This is a genomic window from Paenibacillus sp. GCM10027628, assembly GCF_042676385.1.
Taxonomy (GTDB): domain Bacteria; phylum Bacillota; class Bacilli; order Paenibacillales; family NBRC-103111; genus Paenibacillus_E.
The window spans coordinates 129,132-147,122 of sequence record NZ_JBHTHA010000011.1 but is presented as its reverse complement, the minus strand read 5'-3'; the positions used below and the strand labels follow the sequence as shown (position 1 = coordinate 147,122).

The 17,991-nt window shown below is 45.4% G+C and carries 19 protein-coding genes and 1 other annotated feature; of the genes, 16 read left to right on the top strand and 3 right to left on the bottom strand.

The genetic code is table 11. From position 1 onward, the window contains the following. Positions 1-123: 123 nt before the first annotated feature. Positions 124-1,704, bottom strand: a complete 1,581-nt coding sequence (gene serA, locus ACFQZT_RS12275) for a phosphoglycerate dehydrogenase (RefSeq protein ID WP_379300453.1) — start codon at positions 1,702-1,704, stop codon at positions 124-126. An 84-nt stretch (positions 1,705-1,788) separates the two neighbouring features. Continuing rightward, positions 1,789-2,018, bottom strand: a binding site (T-box leader). Positions 2,019-2,260: 242 nt separating this feature from the next. Between serA and ACFQZT_RS12270 the strand changes: the two genes are divergently transcribed. Then, positions 2,261-2,584 (top strand): rhodanese-like domain-containing protein, encoded by a 324-nt coding sequence (locus ACFQZT_RS12270; protein ID WP_379300083.1) that lies wholly within the window; start codon positions 2,261-2,263, stop codon positions 2,582-2,584. A gap of 55 nt (positions 2,585-2,639) precedes the next feature. On the opposite strand, the gene ACFQZT_RS12265 is transcribed toward ACFQZT_RS12270, so the two are convergent. Next, complete coding sequence (locus tag ACFQZT_RS12265) at positions 2,640-3,560, bottom strand: hypothetical protein (protein ID WP_379300081.1); 921 nt, start codon at positions 3,558-3,560, stop codon at positions 2,640-2,642. Positions 3,561-3,651: 91 nt separating this feature from the next. Between ACFQZT_RS12265 and ACFQZT_RS12260 the strand changes: the two genes are divergently transcribed. The 3 genes from ACFQZT_RS12260 (at position 3,652) to ACFQZT_RS12250 (ending at position 6,201) form a co-directional block, all read left to right on the top strand. Beyond that, on the top strand, positions 3,652-4,260 hold the full coding sequence (locus tag ACFQZT_RS12260; RefSeq protein WP_379300079.1) for a CPBP family intramembrane glutamic endopeptidase: 609 nt from the start codon (positions 3,652-3,654) through the stop codon (positions 4,258-4,260). Further along, positions 4,257-4,457 (top strand): hypothetical protein, encoded by a 201-nt coding sequence (locus tag ACFQZT_RS12255; RefSeq protein WP_379300077.1) that lies wholly within the window; start codon positions 4,257-4,259, stop codon positions 4,455-4,457. The genes ACFQZT_RS12260 and ACFQZT_RS12255 overlap by 4 nt, the downstream gene beginning before the upstream one ends. 97 nt (positions 4,458-4,554) lie before the next feature. Beyond that, entirely contained in the window at positions 4,555-6,201 is a 1,647-nt protein-coding gene (locus ACFQZT_RS12250) for a stalk domain-containing protein (RefSeq protein ID WP_379300075.1), read from the top strand. Between the two features lie 45 nt (positions 6,202-6,246). Here ACFQZT_RS12250 and ACFQZT_RS12245 read toward each other — a convergent pair whose 3' ends face one another. Beyond that, positions 6,247-7,083 carry a polysaccharide deacetylase family protein gene (locus tag ACFQZT_RS12245; protein WP_379300072.1) on the bottom strand — a complete coding sequence of 279 codons (837 nt, stop codon included), beginning with the start codon at positions 7,081-7,083 and terminating at the stop codon, positions 6,247-6,249. A 169-nt stretch (positions 7,084-7,252) separates the two neighbouring features. Between ACFQZT_RS12245 and ACFQZT_RS12240 the strand changes: the two genes are divergently transcribed. From ACFQZT_RS12240 to rpsA, 12 genes are all read left to right on the top strand, one after another. Next, entirely contained in the window at positions 7,253-7,564 is a 312-nt protein-coding gene (locus ACFQZT_RS12240) for a hypothetical protein (RefSeq protein WP_379300070.1), read from the top strand. Positions 7,565-7,799: 235 nt separating this feature from the next. Next, positions 7,800-8,405 carry a genetic competence negative regulator gene (locus ACFQZT_RS12235; protein WP_379300068.1) on the top strand — a complete coding sequence of 202 codons (606 nt, stop codon included), beginning with the start codon at positions 7,800-7,802 and terminating at the stop codon, positions 8,403-8,405. A gap of 140 nt (positions 8,406-8,545) precedes the next feature. Beyond that, entirely contained in the window at positions 8,546-10,048 is a 1,503-nt protein-coding gene (locus tag ACFQZT_RS12230) for a DnaB-like helicase C-terminal domain-containing protein (RefSeq protein ID WP_379300066.1), read from the top strand. A gap of 21 nt (positions 10,049-10,069) precedes the next feature. Beyond that, positions 10,070-11,320: a Glu/Leu/Phe/Val family dehydrogenase gene (locus ACFQZT_RS12225; protein WP_379300064.1), complete on the top strand. Its 1,251-nt coding sequence runs from the start codon at positions 10,070-10,072 to the stop codon at positions 11,318-11,320. 36 nt (positions 11,321-11,356) lie between these two features. Beyond that, positions 11,357-12,052, top strand: coding sequence for a glutamic-type intramembrane protease PrsW (gene prsW / locus ACFQZT_RS12220; RefSeq protein WP_379300062.1), 696 nt, complete (start codon positions 11,357-11,359; stop codon positions 12,050-12,052). Positions 12,053-12,100: 48 nt separating this feature from the next. Beyond that, a complete protein-coding gene (locus ACFQZT_RS12215; protein WP_379300060.1) occupies positions 12,101-12,256 on the top strand; it encodes a hypothetical protein in 156 nt (51 codons plus the stop codon). Positions 12,257-12,468: 212 nt separating this feature from the next. Continuing rightward, positions 12,469-13,833, top strand: a complete 1,365-nt coding sequence (gene ypeB, locus ACFQZT_RS12210; RefSeq protein WP_379300058.1) for a germination protein YpeB — start codon at positions 12,469-12,471, stop codon at positions 13,831-13,833. 118 nt (positions 13,834-13,951) lie between these two features. After that, a complete protein-coding gene (locus ACFQZT_RS12205; protein ID WP_379300056.1) occupies positions 13,952-14,605 on the top strand; it encodes a flagellar brake protein in 654 nt (217 codons plus the stop codon). A gap of 69 nt (positions 14,606-14,674) precedes the next feature. Beyond that, complete coding sequence (locus ACFQZT_RS12200; protein WP_379300054.1) at positions 14,675-14,899, top strand: hypothetical protein; 225 nt, start codon at positions 14,675-14,677, stop codon at positions 14,897-14,899. Between the two features lie 200 nt (positions 14,900-15,099). Beyond that, entirely contained in the window at positions 15,100-15,783 is a 684-nt protein-coding gene (gene cmk, locus ACFQZT_RS12195; RefSeq protein WP_379300052.1) for a (d)CMP kinase, read from the top strand. 1 nt (position 15,784) lies between these two features. Next, on the top strand, positions 15,785-16,366 hold the full coding sequence (locus ACFQZT_RS12190; RefSeq protein ID WP_379300050.1) for a lysophospholipid acyltransferase family protein: 582 nt from the start codon (positions 15,785-15,787) through the stop codon (positions 16,364-16,366). A gap of 279 nt (positions 16,367-16,645) precedes the next feature. Next, complete coding sequence (gene rpsA / locus ACFQZT_RS12185) at positions 16,646-17,947, top strand: 30S ribosomal protein S1 (RefSeq protein WP_379300048.1); 1,302 nt, start codon at positions 16,646-16,648, stop codon at positions 17,945-17,947. Positions 17,948-17,991 lie beyond the last annotated feature (44 nt).

Below are 17,991 nucleotides of genomic sequence, written 5' to 3'. Positions count from 1 at the left end.
GAAGCTGTTTCAAGGAAGTTACTCGGCGTCGAATCTTGAACGAATCCGGGAAGTCCGGTACTCACATAGCTATCACTATGCTCCGATCCTCCTTCTCCGGATATCGTCCAACCTTAGCAATCCTTAAACCGTAAGAGCACGAACGTTGACGATTTCCGCTTGTTTGCCAAGATCAGCCAGCACTTCCGCCGGAGCCGGTTTATCAATGGTCAGCACCATGATTGCCGATCCGCCGATCACTTTACGGCCCACTTGCATCGTTGCAATGTTAACATCGTTGCTGCCGAGCAGCGTACCTACGCGGCCGATAATGCCTGGCTTATCGTTGTGGGAGATCAGCAGCAGGTTGCCATCAGCGGCAAAGTCCACCGGATATTGATCGATGCGCACAATACGCTCGCCGAAACCTGCGAGTAATGTACCCGCGAGTGTTTTTTCTTCTTGCTTCGTTTTTACGGTAACCGTTACTAAATTCGTGAAGCTGCTTGAAATATTCGATGTTTGAGTGACGATGTTGACACCGCGCGATTTTGCCAAATGCATCGCGTTGATGATATTGATCGATTCTAACTGGTTCTGGAACACACCTTTTACGATGTAACGTGTCAATTGGCTTGTATCGACATCTACCAGTTCCCCTGCGTAGTTAACGACGATTTCGGCAACGGCGCCTTGTGCGATTTGACCGAGGATGCTGCCGATTTTCTCGCCAAGGCCGAAGTAAGGCTGCAGCTTGCTGAGCACGTTAGCAGGCACTGGAGGCATGTTAACAGCGTTTTTGAACGGCTCGTTGCGCAGAATGTGAAGTACTTCTTCAGAAACGTCAATAGCTACGTTTTCTTGAGCTTCGATGGTTGAAGCGCCAAGGTGAGGCGTTACGATCACTTTAGGATTGTTCAAAAATGGATGATCTTTTTGCGGAGGCTCCACTTCAAATACGTCAAATGCAGCTCCGGCTACGATGCCTTGATCAATGGCTTCAACCAATGCCAATTCATCAATAATGCCGCCGCGCGCGCAGTTGATAATGCGAACGCCTTTTTTCATCAACTCGAACTGTTGCTTGCTGATCAGATGACGAGTTTCCGGCGTGAGTGGCGTATGCACGGTTATGAAGTCCGCTTGAGCGGCAATTTCATTCACCGTTCCGAGCTTAACGCCCATTTTCTCAGCGCGTTCTTCGGTCAGGAAAGGGTCATAGCCGATTACATTCATACCGAACACTTTCGCACGTTTGGCGACTTCGCTGCCGATACGGCCCATGCCGAGAATCCCGAGTGTTTTGTTGCGAAGCTCGACACCGATAAATTTACGATCCCACTCGCCGCCAACCGTCTTTTTGTATGCTTGAGGAATCATACGAGCCGTAGACATCATCATGGCAAATGTAAGCTCACAAGTCGCGATTGTGTTGCCGTCCGGCGCGTTAATCACAACAATGCCTCGTTTAGTCGCAGCTTCCAGATCAATATTGTCAACGCCGACGCCGGCACGGCCAATGACCTTTAATTTGTTTCCGGCCGTCATAATTTTTTCCGTAACTTTCGTTTGGCTGCGAACGAGCAAGGCATCATATTCGCCGATAATCGCCACCAGCTCATCCTCGGAGAGTCCGGGCTGTTTAACAACCTCAACATCGCTTGCATCATAAAGCATTTGAATACCCATGTCGCTGATCGGATCAGATACTAAAACTTTGAACATCATTGTTTGCCTCCTTAGCATTTTGCGAAAATTGAATATAAAAAAAACTCCCAATCCCTCAGATATAGACACTATGTCTATAGCCAAAGGGACGAGAGATTGCTTTCGTGGTACCACCCTAATTCGCTACCCGTTCGCACGGACAGCCTCACTGGTCTTGCGACCTGGAACTGTAACGGGTTCCTTGCCGATTGCATCTACTAAATTTCAATGCAATAACTCTGGAGTGCTCCGCAAAAGTTCACTGCCGATTCTCACCTGCCACCGGCTCTCTGAAAGCTACTTTTATTGCTTGGCTCCGTCAACGCTTTACTGTATTGTAGAATTTTCAATAGCTTATCATGGGTTTGAAATCGTGTCAATACATGTCGATTCATTTTCATGAAAGTATCATTTTTGGACACTTTTGAAGCACTTGCAAGCTTATTGTTATTCATTTTATAGCAAGCATTGGGAGAATGCAATGCGTGAACGCTTGAAATTTAGCCTATTTTTCGCTATTCTTCTGAATACATCTATACCATGACTTAGCACGTTATAAAGGGGGATTCTCGATATGGAAATTACAAGCATACAACCGCAAAAATTTTTGGAAGATCTGGATCAGTTTCGACTGCAGGACAGCATCATCGTCGATGTGCGAGAGCCTCATGAATGGGAGTATTATCACTTGGACGAGGCCGTTCTGATTCCCATGCAGCAAATTCCGCTCAGAATGGGCGAGCTGCCGGAAGAGAAAGATATTTATATCGTTTGCGCACATGGCGTTCGAAGCTACCGCGTTGCTGAATTTTTGCAGCAAAACGGTTTCGACCGTATCATTAATGTGGAAGGCGGGATGGCGGCAATCGGCATGCTGCGCGGCTTTCAATACGACTAGGCTAGGTTAACAAAACAAAAAAAGCCAGACGCGAATCGGCGTCCGGCTTTCCTTATCAATTTGCGTCCGAGAAAAATGGCAGCTGCGGAAGCAGTTCGTTGCCATACCATTTCGCTTTTCCTTTTACGAAATCACCTGTTCTTACAGCATTCGTACTCAGCAGCAAATCCATCGTCTGGTTGACATCGGCCACATTCATTTTCTTGGCTTGACCGGAAGCGATGAAATCATCGATGCGAATCGTTAAATCTTGCGGATAGAAGGGTGAAAATGCTTTATTCTTTAGCAGTTTAGCTGTTATGTAAAGATTTTTAACATTCACGTTCATGGCACGCCATTGATCCAGGTTGGCATTGTTGTTTGGATCGAAAGCTTCCAGGTCGTGATCCAATGTCGCATTCCAAGCGACAATCGATTCGAAGTAGTTTTTTTGCGCCGTCAGAGCTTGCGTTTTTGCTTCCTGGAAATAAGCATCGTTGTCGATGGCTGCCAGGAGCGCTTGGCCGGTCATGCCATTCGCTTTGCTTTGTAAGCTCTTCAACGCATCTGCAAAGAGTTTCAGGCTCTTTAGGTAGCTTTGATGAGACTGTACAAGAAGCGGTGAGGAAGCGGGCATGTTTTTGCTTTGCAGTTGGTTGTATTTGTCATTGGCGACATTGCTCAACTCTTTGAGTACTGCGGATGCATCGATTGCCCCGTTGCCGAGTTCAATTTGATTCATCTGCTCGAACCATTTATTCTGAAATTCCCTAAAGGGTAAAAAGATGGTATGGTAGTAAGAGACCAGAACTTGTTGATCGTAAGCCCCGATTTCTTGGACAGCAGCTTTGTCTGCATGCAGCATTTTTTCATACTTCTCGTCCGATTTCTGCCCTCCAATCTTTAAGCCGTAGAAAAAGGCGCCGAGTATACAAACAAGCATAAAAATGAACATGAGGGCGAATAAATAATCAGTGCGAGTCAGACGCTTATCCATAATCAAAAGCTCCTTATTCTCTCTTTTTCTTTTAATTAGTATAGGTGAAATAGCTAGAAAAGGGAATATGTGAGGAAAAGAGGAAGCTTACGTGAGAAAATTCGATTTCAAAAATATTCGCTTCGGTAAAGTCGATCTGAATGACTTAAATGATCAGACTTTATTGCTCAATTTGTACATAACCCAACTTCTTACGCTTATTATCGGAATTGTTATCGTTTTATTTCAGAGCAATCATAAGATTCTTGCAATGTTTTCGATAAAGGCAGGATGGGCGATCCCATTATGGGGCTGTTTATTCGCCGTTGCCGTGCTTGGCATGGATCTGCTCATATCCAGATGGGTGCCCAAAGAAGTGTCTGACGATGGCGGGATTAATGAAATGATTTTCGGTAAACGCGCCGTCTGGCACATTGCGCTCATTTCATTGATCGTATCGATTTGCGAGGAATTTTTATTCCGCGGTGCCATTCAATATTGGTGGGGACCTTACTGGACGAGTATTTTGTTTGCGGCGATTCATATTCGTTATTTGCAGCATTGGTTAATGACCGGCATGGTTTTCAGCATCAGCTACGGTTTAGGCTGGATTTATGAGCAAACGGGCAGTCTATGGACCCCGATTATTGCACATTTTGTCATTGATTTTGTGATGGGTTGCATTTTAAGATTTGGCAAGGAGGAAGAACAGGAACCATGAGCTTGGAAGAACGGACACCATTGCGATCGGCTCAAATAAAGATGGAACAAGAAGAGGATGATACCTATTTGCCGCCGCGAAAAGCGGTGCATCCCTCCGAGAAAGGGAAATGGGCGCGACTCTTTTACCTAACGCTGCTCTGGTTGTTCATCATGCTTGTAGTCGGCTTAACCGTGTGGGGAATACGCTATTCCTAATCATTGCTCTAATATATTGTGTAACTTCAGCCCAGAAGCTATGATAGATTCATAGTTTCTTTTTTATTTACATGAGAGGGAGAGTTGAAAGATCTCTATGAAAACATTCAAATGGCCATCAATGATTAAAGTCTTTGCAATGCTCTGTCTATTCATGTCGACATTGATTTGGTCAGCAAATCCTTCGTATGCGCTTTCTTACGGGTATAGGGCCTATCCAAAAGGCGATGTGGGGCTCCTGCGACCCGACATCGGCGCTACAATTGAACTAAGTGAAGGTAAAACACCAGAAAGCTATCATTTTTATTTAAATGGTACAGAAGTCAATGCTACCTATGATCCCGTCTCTGTAAAATATAACTATCGCCCAGCGACAGACCTTGCTCCTGGTGATTATACCGCTCGTTTAGTCTTTTCATTCAGCGGCTACCAGCCTGTGGATATTGATTGGAAGTTCACAATTACGCCTAATGCTTCAAGTTTATCTACTGCCCCAACAAAAGAGCAGCAAGATGGGCTGCGGGCGATCAATGATTATCGCGCGAAGCTGGGACTTTCGGCAGTCAAATTCAATGATGCCCTGAATACGGCTGCACAAAAGCATGCCGAATATTTGTTCCAAAATAAAATTGATCCGATTCACACGGGTGTTTCCTTGCACGAGGAGAATTCGACTTTAACGGGTTATACGGGGAAAACGCTTGGAGAACGCATGCAGTACATTGGTTATTCGCGTGCAAGCGGCGAGGATGCGGCCTATAACCGCGCATCGTTAGTAGAAGCGATCGATAGCTTATTCGATGCCCCGTACCATCGTTCTCCATTTATGGTGCCAGGCCTCACAGAGATTGGTGTCTTTAAGCAAGGGGATTACCATGTGGTTGAGTTTGGTTTTTTGGAAGGTGTTGCTCCAGAATTAGTCGTTTCGCCGGGCAATAATGATGTCTATGTGCCAACGATGTTTGACGGGCACGAAAGTCCTGATCCGCTCCGAATCCATTCTGGTAACGATTACCCAGTCGGATATCCGATTATGGCTGCAGTCAACGGTCCCGGTGTTGTGAAAGTCAGCCTCAATGAAGCAGAATTAAAAGACGAGAGCGGCAATTCGGTGCCCCTCTTATCGAATGCGCCAGGTCAAGACGACCATCTGGATACCGAAGTGATTATGATGCCCAAACAGCCTTTGCAATTGGACACTACTTATAAAGCAAGCGTGAAGCTGACAGCAACCATGAAGGATGGCAGTACAAGATCTTTCAATAAAGACTGGTCTTTCCGGACAGAATCCAAAGTAGGGCTGGGTGTTACTAAGTTACATAGCGATTCAGTTGCTTATACCATCCAAATGGCTAACTTTGGTTTGAACCGTGTGCACACCGTTATGTTTGGCTTGAATGACGAAACTTACAGATTGGATCAAATTCCATTTACTATGAAGCAAAAGCCTTATATCGCAGATGGAACTTCATATCTATACATCCGTGATTTGGCCGCGGCGCTTGGCGCCACAGTCGAATGGGATGATTCAAAGAAAGCGACTATTTATAAGAAAAAAGATAAGACGATCATGTTCTATACAAATCGTAATGCTTACGTCATTAACGGCATAGAGCACGAAACGGATTCAGCGGCGAAGCTGGTCCATGAGACTACGATGATTCCGGTGCGTCTACTTTCAGAAACATTAGGAGCCAAAGTCGATTTTATTGAGAGCACACGCACAGTTGTCATCAATTATTAACAAGGAGAGCCCCGCAATCCATAATGGATAGCGGGGCTCTTGTCTTCATTTCATTTCAAGTTCAATTGCATTCGGGTCTACGAAGGAATAGCCTTGCTCTTCTAATTTTGTGAGAAGCGTATCGAGCGCCCGAACCGTCCACGGAAGTTCATGCATCAGAATGTTGCTGCCTGGATGCAGCTGTTTCAGCACATTGTCGATTACTTTTTGAGGATCGTTTTGTTTGTTCGTCATATCCCAATCCAGCGAACCGTTAGACCAGGTCATGTACAGCATATGGTTATTTTTAATTTTTTGTTTCAAATAATCATTACCTGCGCCATAAGGAGGACGGAAGAATTGAGGTTCTTGACCAATCAATTCTTTGACAATTTTCTGAACATCATCGATTTGCTGATCGATTTTCGCGTTACTCATATCTTTCAGGTTATCATGATCCCATGCATGGTTGCCGATGATTTGGCCGCTGTCATGGACGAGTTTAACCAGTTCGGGTTTCTGCTTAATGCGGTAGCCATTCATGAAAAAGATCGCTTTCGCATTGTGTTTCTTCAATGTAGCAATAAGTGCCGCATTCATTTCTTGTTCTTTGGGACCATCATCGAACGTTAGCAGAACAATTTTCTTGTTGCCATTCGGGTCATTCGGGACAATATCATAGTTTTTGTTCATATGATATTCCTTTTTGACCGCCTCTTCTGCCGGCTTTTCCGGAGTTGGCGTTGGGGTGGGCGCAGGGGTGGCGGTAGGCACAGGGGTTGGCGATGCAACCGCTGCCGGCGAAGTGCTTGCAGTTACCGCGGGGCCTGATGCCGCTCCTCCTTGGCCGCAGGCCGTAAGTAAAAGAGTTGCACACACCAGAAGTACACTTGCTTGTTTCATATCAACTCTCCTCAATCTTCATTGCTCTATAACTTTAGAGCTACGAGTATTTTACCACATTTTTCGCCGAACATATCCCCTTTGTTTTCCTGTCATCACAGCGTATGCGCCTCCTGAATCTCGCACAAGCTAGTCTTGATTCAAACTACATGACATGGAGGGAAGCCAAATGAAAATTGGTACATTTTTGCTTGGTGGCATCGCAGGCGCAGCGGCGGTCATTTATTTGAATCGCAAAAGCAAATCCTTGATGTTATCTGCATTCAGTTCTTCCAGCGAATCAATGGGTAAAGTGATGGACAGAGCCAAAGATAAGTTCGTCAGTAAAACTTTCAAAGATTCTACAGCAAAAAATTTCTCAAGTACAAGTTCTAACAACCTCAATCAGGTAGAGAAAATTGTGAAGGAAGACCCGCATTTAAAGGCGACAGTCAATGAAATTTTGCAAGAAAACAAGGAAACCGCAGCGACGATTCAATAAACATAAGGTTCAGCACAGTCAGGCATACCCACGGGGCCGGCTGTGCTTTTTTCTTTTATACTTAACTTCCACGTGCATTTGAATGAATTTAGTGTTAACATGAGAGGTGAAACGTAAGATGGATGCAAGTCCATTTCGTTTTCACAACTCACCTTTTTCTTTTTTTTATCATATTCTGTTTTAATAAGGCCAAGATGATAGCTTTTCTTCGAAAAGCGCTAAGGAGGATCCTATCATGAAAATAGAACGCTTAAGTCAGGATAAGATACGGATTTTCCTAACATTCGATGACTTAACTGAACGCGGGATTCAGAAGGATGACATGTGGAGAGAAATTCCTAAAGTGCACGAACTATTCAGCGAAATGATGGATCAAGCTTATTCTGAACTCGGATTTGACCCGTCCGGACCTCTTGCAGTCGAAGTGTTTGCGCTTCCGGCTCAAGGTATGGTAGTTATCGTAACCAGAGGCAAGCTTGATTTATACGCGAACTCCGACGCTTATGACGATCATGAGGCTGAAGAAGTGTACGAAATGGAAGTTACGCTTGAACAAAGCGATCTAATCTCCTATGCTTTCCGTGATTTTGAAGATCTGCTTCGCGTTGCGAAAGTAATCAATCCGCTTCTTATGGAAGGCGGTACATTGTATTCCTACAAAGGAAAATATATTTTACAGCTGGAACCTGTCGAACTTGAGGATTCCAAGTATCAAGCGCTAATCGCAGTTCTATCTGAATTTGGAGAAGCTGCTTCAGTTACCCCTGCTGTGTTGGAAGAGTATGGAAAAACAATCATTGCTGATGATGCCGTGAAGGTGCTTTGCCACCATTTCCGCTAATTTCAGCCTATAGCTATTTTCCTTTGCATTTAAATGAAACAAGCATCTTCAAAAACATTTGTTTTTGCTAGATGCTTTTTTAAATTTCGTATATGATGGATTTCTTCATTTTTGGGGGATGTATTGGGGGGACAACGTAGATGACGATCTCAGAACGCAAACTTCTGGCGCCTACGCCGGCAGCCGTTGATTTGGATGGATTGATGGCTTATTATCAAAAGCAACTCCGAGAAGATGCATTTTACTATTTGCAAAAAAGAGGCATCACCGAAGAAACGGTTGAGCAGTTTTGCATTGGATTTGAAATCGGGAAGATTGGGTTTTACGTAGACCAGAACCTGTTAGGCGGTTATTTCGAAAACCGGGTGATCGTCCCGATTCGCAATTATGAGGGAGACATTGTCGATCTGATCGGACGAGCAATCGACCATAGGGAGCCGAAATACAAGCCATTGTACGGGGTGGATCAATATCTATTCAATTATCCGGCACTTCCAGAGTCGGAAGAGGTCGTGTTGTGTTCCGGCATATTCGATGTATTGACCTTGACTCAAGCCAGAATGCCGGCTGTTTGCGTGCCTGATTTTGCAGTGTTCAAAGATTACCATGTTCAGATGTTCGAAAATAAGCGCGTTTACATTTGTATGGGGAACGATGAGACGGGGAGAAGAGAAGCCGCTCGCATAGAAACCTTACTGAGGGAACATGCTAAAGAAACTTACATCGTAAATTTACCAGAAACGATTCGAGATATTAATGATTTGTTCATCCGAGCGCAGAATCCGGCCGAAACGTTCATTCAGCTTGTCAATCAAGCTGTCGAAGAAACGATGTTGGCTCCGGTGGCCCCAGACATTAAGAACAGCACCATCTACCTGGAAGAATACATGAAGCGGTATCGCGGTCAAGTAGCCAGTGTGAGCACCGGGTTTGCCAGTCTGGATACGCTGCTTTTCGGCGGATTTGACAGTGGTTTATATTTGTTGGCTGGAACCGGTGCCGTAGGTAAAAGCATGCTGCTTAAACAGATCGCCGATCAGCTTGCTTTGGATCAAACCCCTGTGATCTTCGTATCCTGGGACATGACGAATTTTGAGCTTTGGGCACGCAGCATCGCCAGAATTATTGGGGCCGCTCCGCAAAAAGTACTTGCTGGGAAAGTTGAACCTGATCAGGTATCTGAGGCAAACAAACAATATGCCAAAATTAGCAAGATGCTATGGACGCTTGAATGCACAATGGATACGACGCTGGATCAAGTTGCGGCTTCGATTGAGCGAATTGCAGTGATCGTCGGGCGTGAGCCGGTCATTTTCATCGATCATCTACAGCGCATTCCTGTCCATAAGCAAGCAGCTCAGATGACTTGGCAGCAGCAGCAAGCTGCAATTGCTTACACCCTGAAGCAATGGTCCAGAGAATGGAATTGCCCGATCGTCGCCGCATCTGCATTAGAACTGGGGCAAGATCGTGTTCATGAAGCCGTACAGGCTTCTGCGGATGTCGTCATGATTATGAAACCAAACGAGGCAGAAGAAGATCTTCCGCAAGCTTTAACCATTGAATTAACGAAAAATCGCAATGGATCGTTAGGAAGCTTCGCCTTGCTTTTCCATAATGATCGCGCACTATTTACCGAATAAATCGCTCACGAGGTGGACTTTATGTCGAATACGGAAAATCTAAATGTTCTTCAATCTACCCAAACGGTCATTCACGAAGCACTCAAGCGGCTCGGCTATTCGGACGATATGTATGAATTGTTGAAAGAGCCTTTACGGGTTCTGACGGTTCGCATACCGATTCGTTTGGATGATGGGAGTGTAAAGGTGTTTACGGGCTATAGAGCTCAGCACAATGACGCTGTCGGCCCGACCAAAGGGGGCGTTCGCTTTCACCCGGATGTAACCGAGGATGAAGTAAAGGCACTTTCGATATGGATGAGTTTGAAATGCGGCATTTCCGATCTGCCTTACGGCGGGGGGAAAGGTGGCATTATCTGCGATCCGCGTCAAATGTCATTCCGTGAGCTGGAACGTTTAAGCCGAGGGTATGTAAGAGCGATCAGTCAGCTTGTTGGGCCATCCAAAGATATTCCTGCGCCCGACGTGATGACGAATTCTCAAATCATGGCTTGGATGATGGATGAATACAGCCGTATTCGCGAATATGACTCCCCGGGATTTATTACAGGTAAACCTATCGTGCTGGGCGGGTCCCATGGTCGGGAAACGGCGACGGCGAAGGGCGTCACGATTATGATTGACAAAGCGCTGCAGAAGAAAAATATCCCCCTGCAAGATGCAAGAGTTATCATACAAGGCTTCGGCAATGCGGGTAGTTACCTGGCCAAATTTATGCACGAAGCCGGGGCCCGAGTAATCGGCATTTCCGACGTTCATGGAGCTTTATACAATCCCGATGGCTTGGATATCGAATATTTGTTGGATCGCCGAGATTCCTTTGGCGGTGTGACGAATCTTTTCAAAAACACGCTATCGAATAAAGAAATTCTGGAACAAGAGTGCGATATATTGGTTCCTGCCGCCATTGAGAATCAGATTACATCTGAAAATGCAGACCGTATAAAAGCAAGCATTATCGTTGAAGCTGCGAACGGGCCAACTACTTTGGAAGCGACCAAAACGTTGACGGACAAAGGTGTACTCATCGTTCCGGACGTGCTGGCAAGCAGCGGCGGCGTAATCGTTTCCTACTTCGAATGGGTGCAGAACAACCAGGGATATTATTGGAACGAAGATGAAGTTCATGCCAAACTTCAAATTGTCATGGAAAAGTCGTTTGAAAATGTCTATAATGTTCATAGCACTCGCGGAGTCGATATGCGGCTTGCCGCCTATATGGTGGGGGTACGTAAAATGGCTGAAGCCTCTCGCTTTAGAGGCTGGGTTTAAGATTTCTGTGAACTAATGCAAAAGGGGGAGCTATGCGTGCATATATTGCCAATTGTGCTGGCATCTGTAGCCCCGGGTCTCTCACTGCTCGCCTACTTTTATTTGAAGGATCGCTACGAAACAGAACCGATTCATTTGGTGATCCGAATGTTCATCTTTGGGGTTCTTCTCGTCTATCCGACAATGGTGCTGCAGCGTTCGTTTATTGAAGAGATTGGAGAAGGCACATTTACATCCGCTTTCTTCCTGTCTGGCGGAATTGAAGAGTTTCTCAAATGGCTGATTCTATATCATCTGATCTACCGGCATGCATCTTTTGACGAGCCTTATGACGGTATCGTATATGCCGTAGCCGTGAGTTTGGGTTATGCGACTTTAGAAAATATTATTTATGCTTTCTTGAACGCCTCATCCTTCTCGGCACTCATGATTCGTGCGCTGCTCCCTGTATCCGGTCACGCGCTGTTTGGTGTAATGATGGGTTATTACATGGGGAAAGCCAAATTTACGCCAAACAAGTCGCAGAGATATTTATGGATATCCTTGCTGCTGCCGATCGCTTGGCACGGCTTATTCGATTACATTTTGCTGGTGGCCAAATCGTACTGGGTGTGGATTATGATACCGGTCATGTCTTATCTTTGGATTCGTACACTTTGGCGGGTCGATCGAGCGAATGCTCGCTCACCTCTGCGGATCGCTTCAACGGACGATAAGATTAAAGTTAGCTGATTTGGGTCATAATGGACATTAACAACGGCGATCAACCGGAGGGTGTACATGTCCACAACACGAGTTAAAGTGACGATCCGCTGCAAGAAGTGCGGCGAACGATTTGTGCTGAAAGGCAAAAAGGAAAAAGGGAAAATTGAAACCGGGTTTCGGCAATGCATCTGCAGCAATGAGCATGATTTTGACGTTGAAACCGATGATTAACGAGGGGCCAATCTTTTTGAATTGGCCTCTTTTTCGTATTTGAAGGGTTTTGGGGGTTTGAGGCTTTGAGGTTTTCGGGGGCTCCCCCAAAAGTAATAGGAATAGGCTTCGAAGGATGTCTTCACTTTTGGGGGAACTATATTGTATGTATAAACCTTTGTTTCCACGCAAAAACTAACGGCAAGTTTGGCGGAAATGAAAGGAGTCAGAATATGTACAAAAGATTAAGCGTCGTCATGTTTCCATTCCTCTTGCTCGCTTTAATCGGAGCTTCGGTGTGGGGGTATCTGGAACATCAAGAGAAAAACACCATTCTGATCAAGGCGGAGAATCAATACCAGCGGGCGTTTCACGATCTCTCCTTCCATATGGACAAGCTTCATACGGAACTTGGCAACACGCTTGCTGTGAACTCCGCATCTGAGCCTTCCTACCGGAAAGGCTTAGTTAATGTATGGAGGCTGACCAGTCAGGCGCAGAGCGATATCACCCAGCTGCCGCTGTCATTGCTTCCCTTTAATAAAACGGAAGATTTCTTGGCTAACATGGCGAATTTCTCGTACCGGATGTCGATTCGCGATATGACGAAACAGCCCTTGAATGAGCAAGAGGTCAAGACGTTGAATGATCTTTATAATCATTCCAAGGATATTACGGGAGAGCTGCGAGGCGTTCAGGATAAAGTTATCACGAACAATTTGCGCTGGATGGATGTGGAGAGTGCTTTAATCTCACAAAATGAAGTGCATGATAATGCGATCATAGACGGGTTCGCTTTGGTGGATAAAAAAGTCGGCGCCTATGAGGAACTCAATTGGGGACCGGGCAATCTAGGCGTTCTCTCTAAAAATGACGCAAAAATGCTGTCAGGCAACGAGATGACGGCTGATGCGATCAAACAAAAAGCGGCCCAATTCCTGGGAACCAATGATACCTCCCATATCCAGGTTATTGAAAATGGGAATGCCGGACCCGAATATCAAAGCTTCAGTGTTGTCGTTCCCTCAGGAGCGGGAAGCGAAAATGATGCTCAAATGGATTATACCAAAAAAGGCGGTCATCTCATTTACTTTATGAAGCCGCGCACCGTGAAAGAAAAGAAATTTGATCTTCGCCAGGCCCGGGATATCGCGAATGAATTCCTGGATCAGCACGAATATAAAGATATGAGTGCAGTCAGTTACGATCAATATCAAAATACAGCCAACATCATTTTTGCTAAGCGTGAGAAAGATGTAACCATATATCCGCAACAGGTTAGTGTAAGAGTAGCTTTGGACAATTTAGAGGTGACGGGACTTCAGGCCAACGATTACATTTTCGGTCAAAAGCAACGCAACTTTGGACAGCCGAAAGTAGCTGCTGCGGAAGCGCGTAAAACATTAAGTCCTACCATGGAAGTTTCCAGTCAATCATTGGCCGTTATTAAAAATGACTTGAGTGAGGAAGTGCTGTGCCACGAATTCATCGGCAAAATGAACGGAAATCTGTACAGAATCTATGTCAACGCCGATACAGGCTCTGAAGAAAAAATAGAAACGATTCGACCGGAGCAAGCAGCGGCCGCGGCAAAGTAATCGTAAAAAAGAAGCATAGGACCATCCTTGCTTCTTTTTTTGCTTTCCTAATTCTTTAGTCGTGGTATAATCGATGGAGTGGCGAAAGTTTTGGCACATTATGTCGGAGGTGCAGAAATTGCTTCCTAAGGTTAACCAGATATTACATTTACAAATCAACTCCATCGATGACGAAGAATCCAAGATCGAATACAAATCAAGAATTGCCGACGTTACAGATACTGCAATTGTGATAGAGGTTCCTCTCAATGAAAAGACGGGGCGTCTCAAGAAGCTTTATTCGGGCGATGAGCTAAGTACATATTTTTTGGGGCAGGGCGGAACGAAGCATTACTTCACAACGACGGTCACGGGATTTCAAGAAGATGTCATAAGACTAGTAGAACTTAGAAAACCTGAACCTGAAGCGATTACGCAAATCCAGAGAAGAAGCTTTTTACGAGTGCTTGCTGAGCTGGAGATCGCTGTAAAATTATCCGAACAAATTCAGTTTATTGCCGTCACCGAGGATGTCAGCGGCGGCGGGATATCATTCATTTGTGATGGACACATCCCTTTGGGTGTACAAGCTGCCATTTCCTGCTGGCTCCTTGTTCCATTTAAAAATGGCACCATTGAGCATCTTCCTTTTAAAGGAGAAACCGTTCGCGTCAAACAATTGGAAACAGGTAAATTATTGGCAATGGTCCGATTTATAGAAATTACGGATCGCGATCGTCAGAAGTTAATTCGCTTCTGCTTTGAGAGACAAATGGATTTCCGCAAAAGATAAATGCATGAGAACTTCACAGCTTGGGCATACTACGATGCAAAAATGTATGGTAAGCAGGTGAAGTGATCCATGCGGTCGGAGCAAGAAGATCAATCATACGAGCAGCTGTTTATACGTTTTTCTGCGAAAGTGGAGAAAGTCATCATTCGGCTTGCGCTCGTATTTTTTGTTTTGCTTATTAGTGCCCAAGCCCTATTGCAAATCCCGTATGTTCGGAAACATTTTACACGGGTGGAGCCGCTGGAAGGTAAACCGTACTCACAACCTCAAGAAGCAGGTAAAGAGCGATCGTAAACAAACTATATATGGCTAGTAAGTACGGTCAAAGTTTTGCATATGAGATAGTAGTGTGATATAATTTCCTTAATTAGCAGGCAGTGCCTGCTTTTTTGTTCGTAAGGTATTGTTAGTATTTTTGGGCCCTCGCAAAGTAATAGGAGTATGTTACGAAGCAGTACTTCACTTTATGGGGTGAATTTAGGAGGAAGTGCAGCTTGGATAAGTTCAATATTGCCATTGATGGACCTGCTGGAGCCGGTAAAAGCACCATTGCACGGCTGGTTGCCGGAGCGCTTGGTTTTGTTTACGTGGATACAGGGGCCATGTATCGGGCAGTAACATGGAAAGTACAGCAAGAAGGGCTGCGTCCTGATCAAGAATCCGAGGTTGTTGCTTTAGCGAATCGCATGAACATCGATTTAATCCCCGGGCCTGCTGGACAACAGGTGATTGTGGATGGTGTTGACGTGACCAAAGACATTCGCACTACTGCCATTACCGATGATGTTTCCCAAATTGCCAGCATCGGTGCCATTCGTCAGCTATTAGTTTCTCTGCAAAAGCAGATGACGATTTCCAAAGGCGTTGTCATGGATGGTCGAGATATCGGAACCCATGTCATGCCGGACGCTGAAATCAAGATATTCCTTACGGCCAGCGTATCGGAAAGAGCGGAACGACGTTTCAAGGAAATGCAAAGCAGCGGAACCTGTACGATGACGCTGGAGCAATTGGAGCAAGACATTGCTCGTCGCGATCAAATCGATCAGGAAAGAGAAATTTCGCCGCTGAAACGTGCACATGACGCCATATTAATGGACAGCACTTCAATGACCATTGAGGAAGTTGTGGACGAAATTCTTGGGCTTTGTAAAAACAAAGTCGGAGGTGGCAAATAAGATGCTGTATCGCATCGGCAGGGCCATATTTCGTGTAATTTTCACTCTGTTTTTTCGTCTTCGAGCAATTGGCATGGAGAATGTACCTGCTCATGGAGCGGTCGTGTTATGCGGGAATCATACCAGCCTTCTGGATCCCCCGTTATTAGGTACACCGCTTACGCGGAAAGTGCATTTCATGGCGAAAGCCGAGCTGTTCGATGTGCCGGTCTTAGGAACGGTTATCTCAAAAGTTGGCGCTTTCCCTGTCAAACGTGGAGGCGTGAGCAAGGAATCTATCCGGCTCGCCATTCAGTTGCTGAGAGATGGCAATATGATGGGGGTTTTCCCCGAAGGATCGCGCAGCAACGCAGGCGGGATGGGCAAGAAAGGTGCAGCCAGCCTTGCGCTTAAAGCAGGCGCAGCCGTCGTGCCGGTTGCCATTATCGGCAACTATTCTTTATTTCGCCGTATGACCATCGTATATGGCAAGCCGCTTGATTTAAGTGCTTATACCGGTGGAAGCTCCGATGACCTGGAACAAGCAACAGAGACGATCATGCAAGAAATTCGCAGCATCCATTCCGCATACAGCAAAGGCTGAATGCGATGTATGGAAACGAATGCTTGGAATTATACTATCCTTAAGTGTATGGAAAGATTTTGTTTGAAACAGAGTAGACGCTTTCTTCCGGCTGCTTTGTGACTTATAGTGAGTGTTTAAAAAGTCCGCTTTCAGAACCGAGAAGGTTCGATACGCGACCACGGTTAAATGTAAGTTTATTCGCTAATTAGAATACTTTCTGATGTGGTCAAAGTGGACTTTTTAAACAACCTCTTATAAATTATTTATTGTTGGTTGTAAATAGAGGAGGGTAAACCCATGTCAGATGAAGTAAAAGTTGAAGATCAATCTCAAGAGGTTCAAGAAGTGCAGGAAACAGCTGTTTCACAAGCTGAGGCTGAGCAAGCGCTTAATAATGTAGCTGTACTGAAGAAAGGCGCTACCGTTAAAGGTAAAATCGTGAAGGTAGACGCAGATCAGGCCTTCGTTGATATCGGTTATAAATACGATGGTGTTATCCCGGTTCGCGAACTTTCTTCCGTGGCTTTGGATGATGCTGGCCAAGCTGTGCAAATCGGTCAAGAAGTTGAATTGAAAGTCGTTTCGATCAATGACGCGAAAGAAACGCTGGTTCTTTCCAAACGCGTTGTTGATAATGAAAAAGCTTGGGAAACTTTGCAGGGGCAGCTGGAAAGCAAAGAAATTATCGAAGCAACTGTAGCTGAAGTTGTAAAAGGCGGACTTGTCGTTGATATCGGCGTGCGCGGATTCGTTCCTGCTTCCATGGTGGAGCGTCAATTCGTTGAAGATTTCAGCTCCTACAAAGGCCGTACGCTGCGTCTTCGCGTGAAAGAAATCGATCGCGAGAAAAACAAAGTCATTCTTTCCCAAAAAGATGTATTGGATGAAGAATACGAAGCAAACAAAAAGAAAATTATCGAAGGTCTGCAAGTAGGTCAAGTACTTGACGGAACCGTTCAACGCTTAACGCAGTTTGGAGCATTCATTGATATCGGCGGCATCGACGGTCTGGTACATATTTCCGAAATGGCTTGGCACCATGTTGAACAAGCTTCTGATGTTGTCAAAGAAGGCGACAAAGTGAAAGTGCAAATTCTTAAGCTTGATCCGTCTGCTGAGAAAATCAGCCTGAGCATCAAAGCGACACAAGAAGGCCCATGGTCCAAAGTTGATCGTGAATTCAAAGCGGGAGATATCGTATCCGGCACAGTTAAACGCCTGGCTGCATTCGGCGCATTTGTTGAAATTGCTCCTGGCGTTGAAGGTCTTGTGCACATTTCTCAAATCGCACACCGTCATATCGGCACTCCGCATGAAGTGTTGAAAGAAGGCCAAGAAGTTCAAGTCAAAATCCTGGAAATTAACACTGGTGAAAAACGCGTTAGCTTGAGCATCAAAGAAACCGAAGAAGCTCCTGAAGCTCCAGCTGCTGCAGCGAAGCCGGAAAGAGAAAGACAGCCTAGAGGCGACCGTGATCGCGGTAACAGTGCGAGCCACCAAAAAGAGATTGCCGGCAACGAAAACGTATCGCTGAGCAATCAAGGTCTTTCCTTGACACTTGGCGAGCGTTTTGGCGACAAACTTTCCAAATTTAAATAAGTAAAGCTCAGTCACTTTGTGGGGTAATTTTAGGAGGACAACAA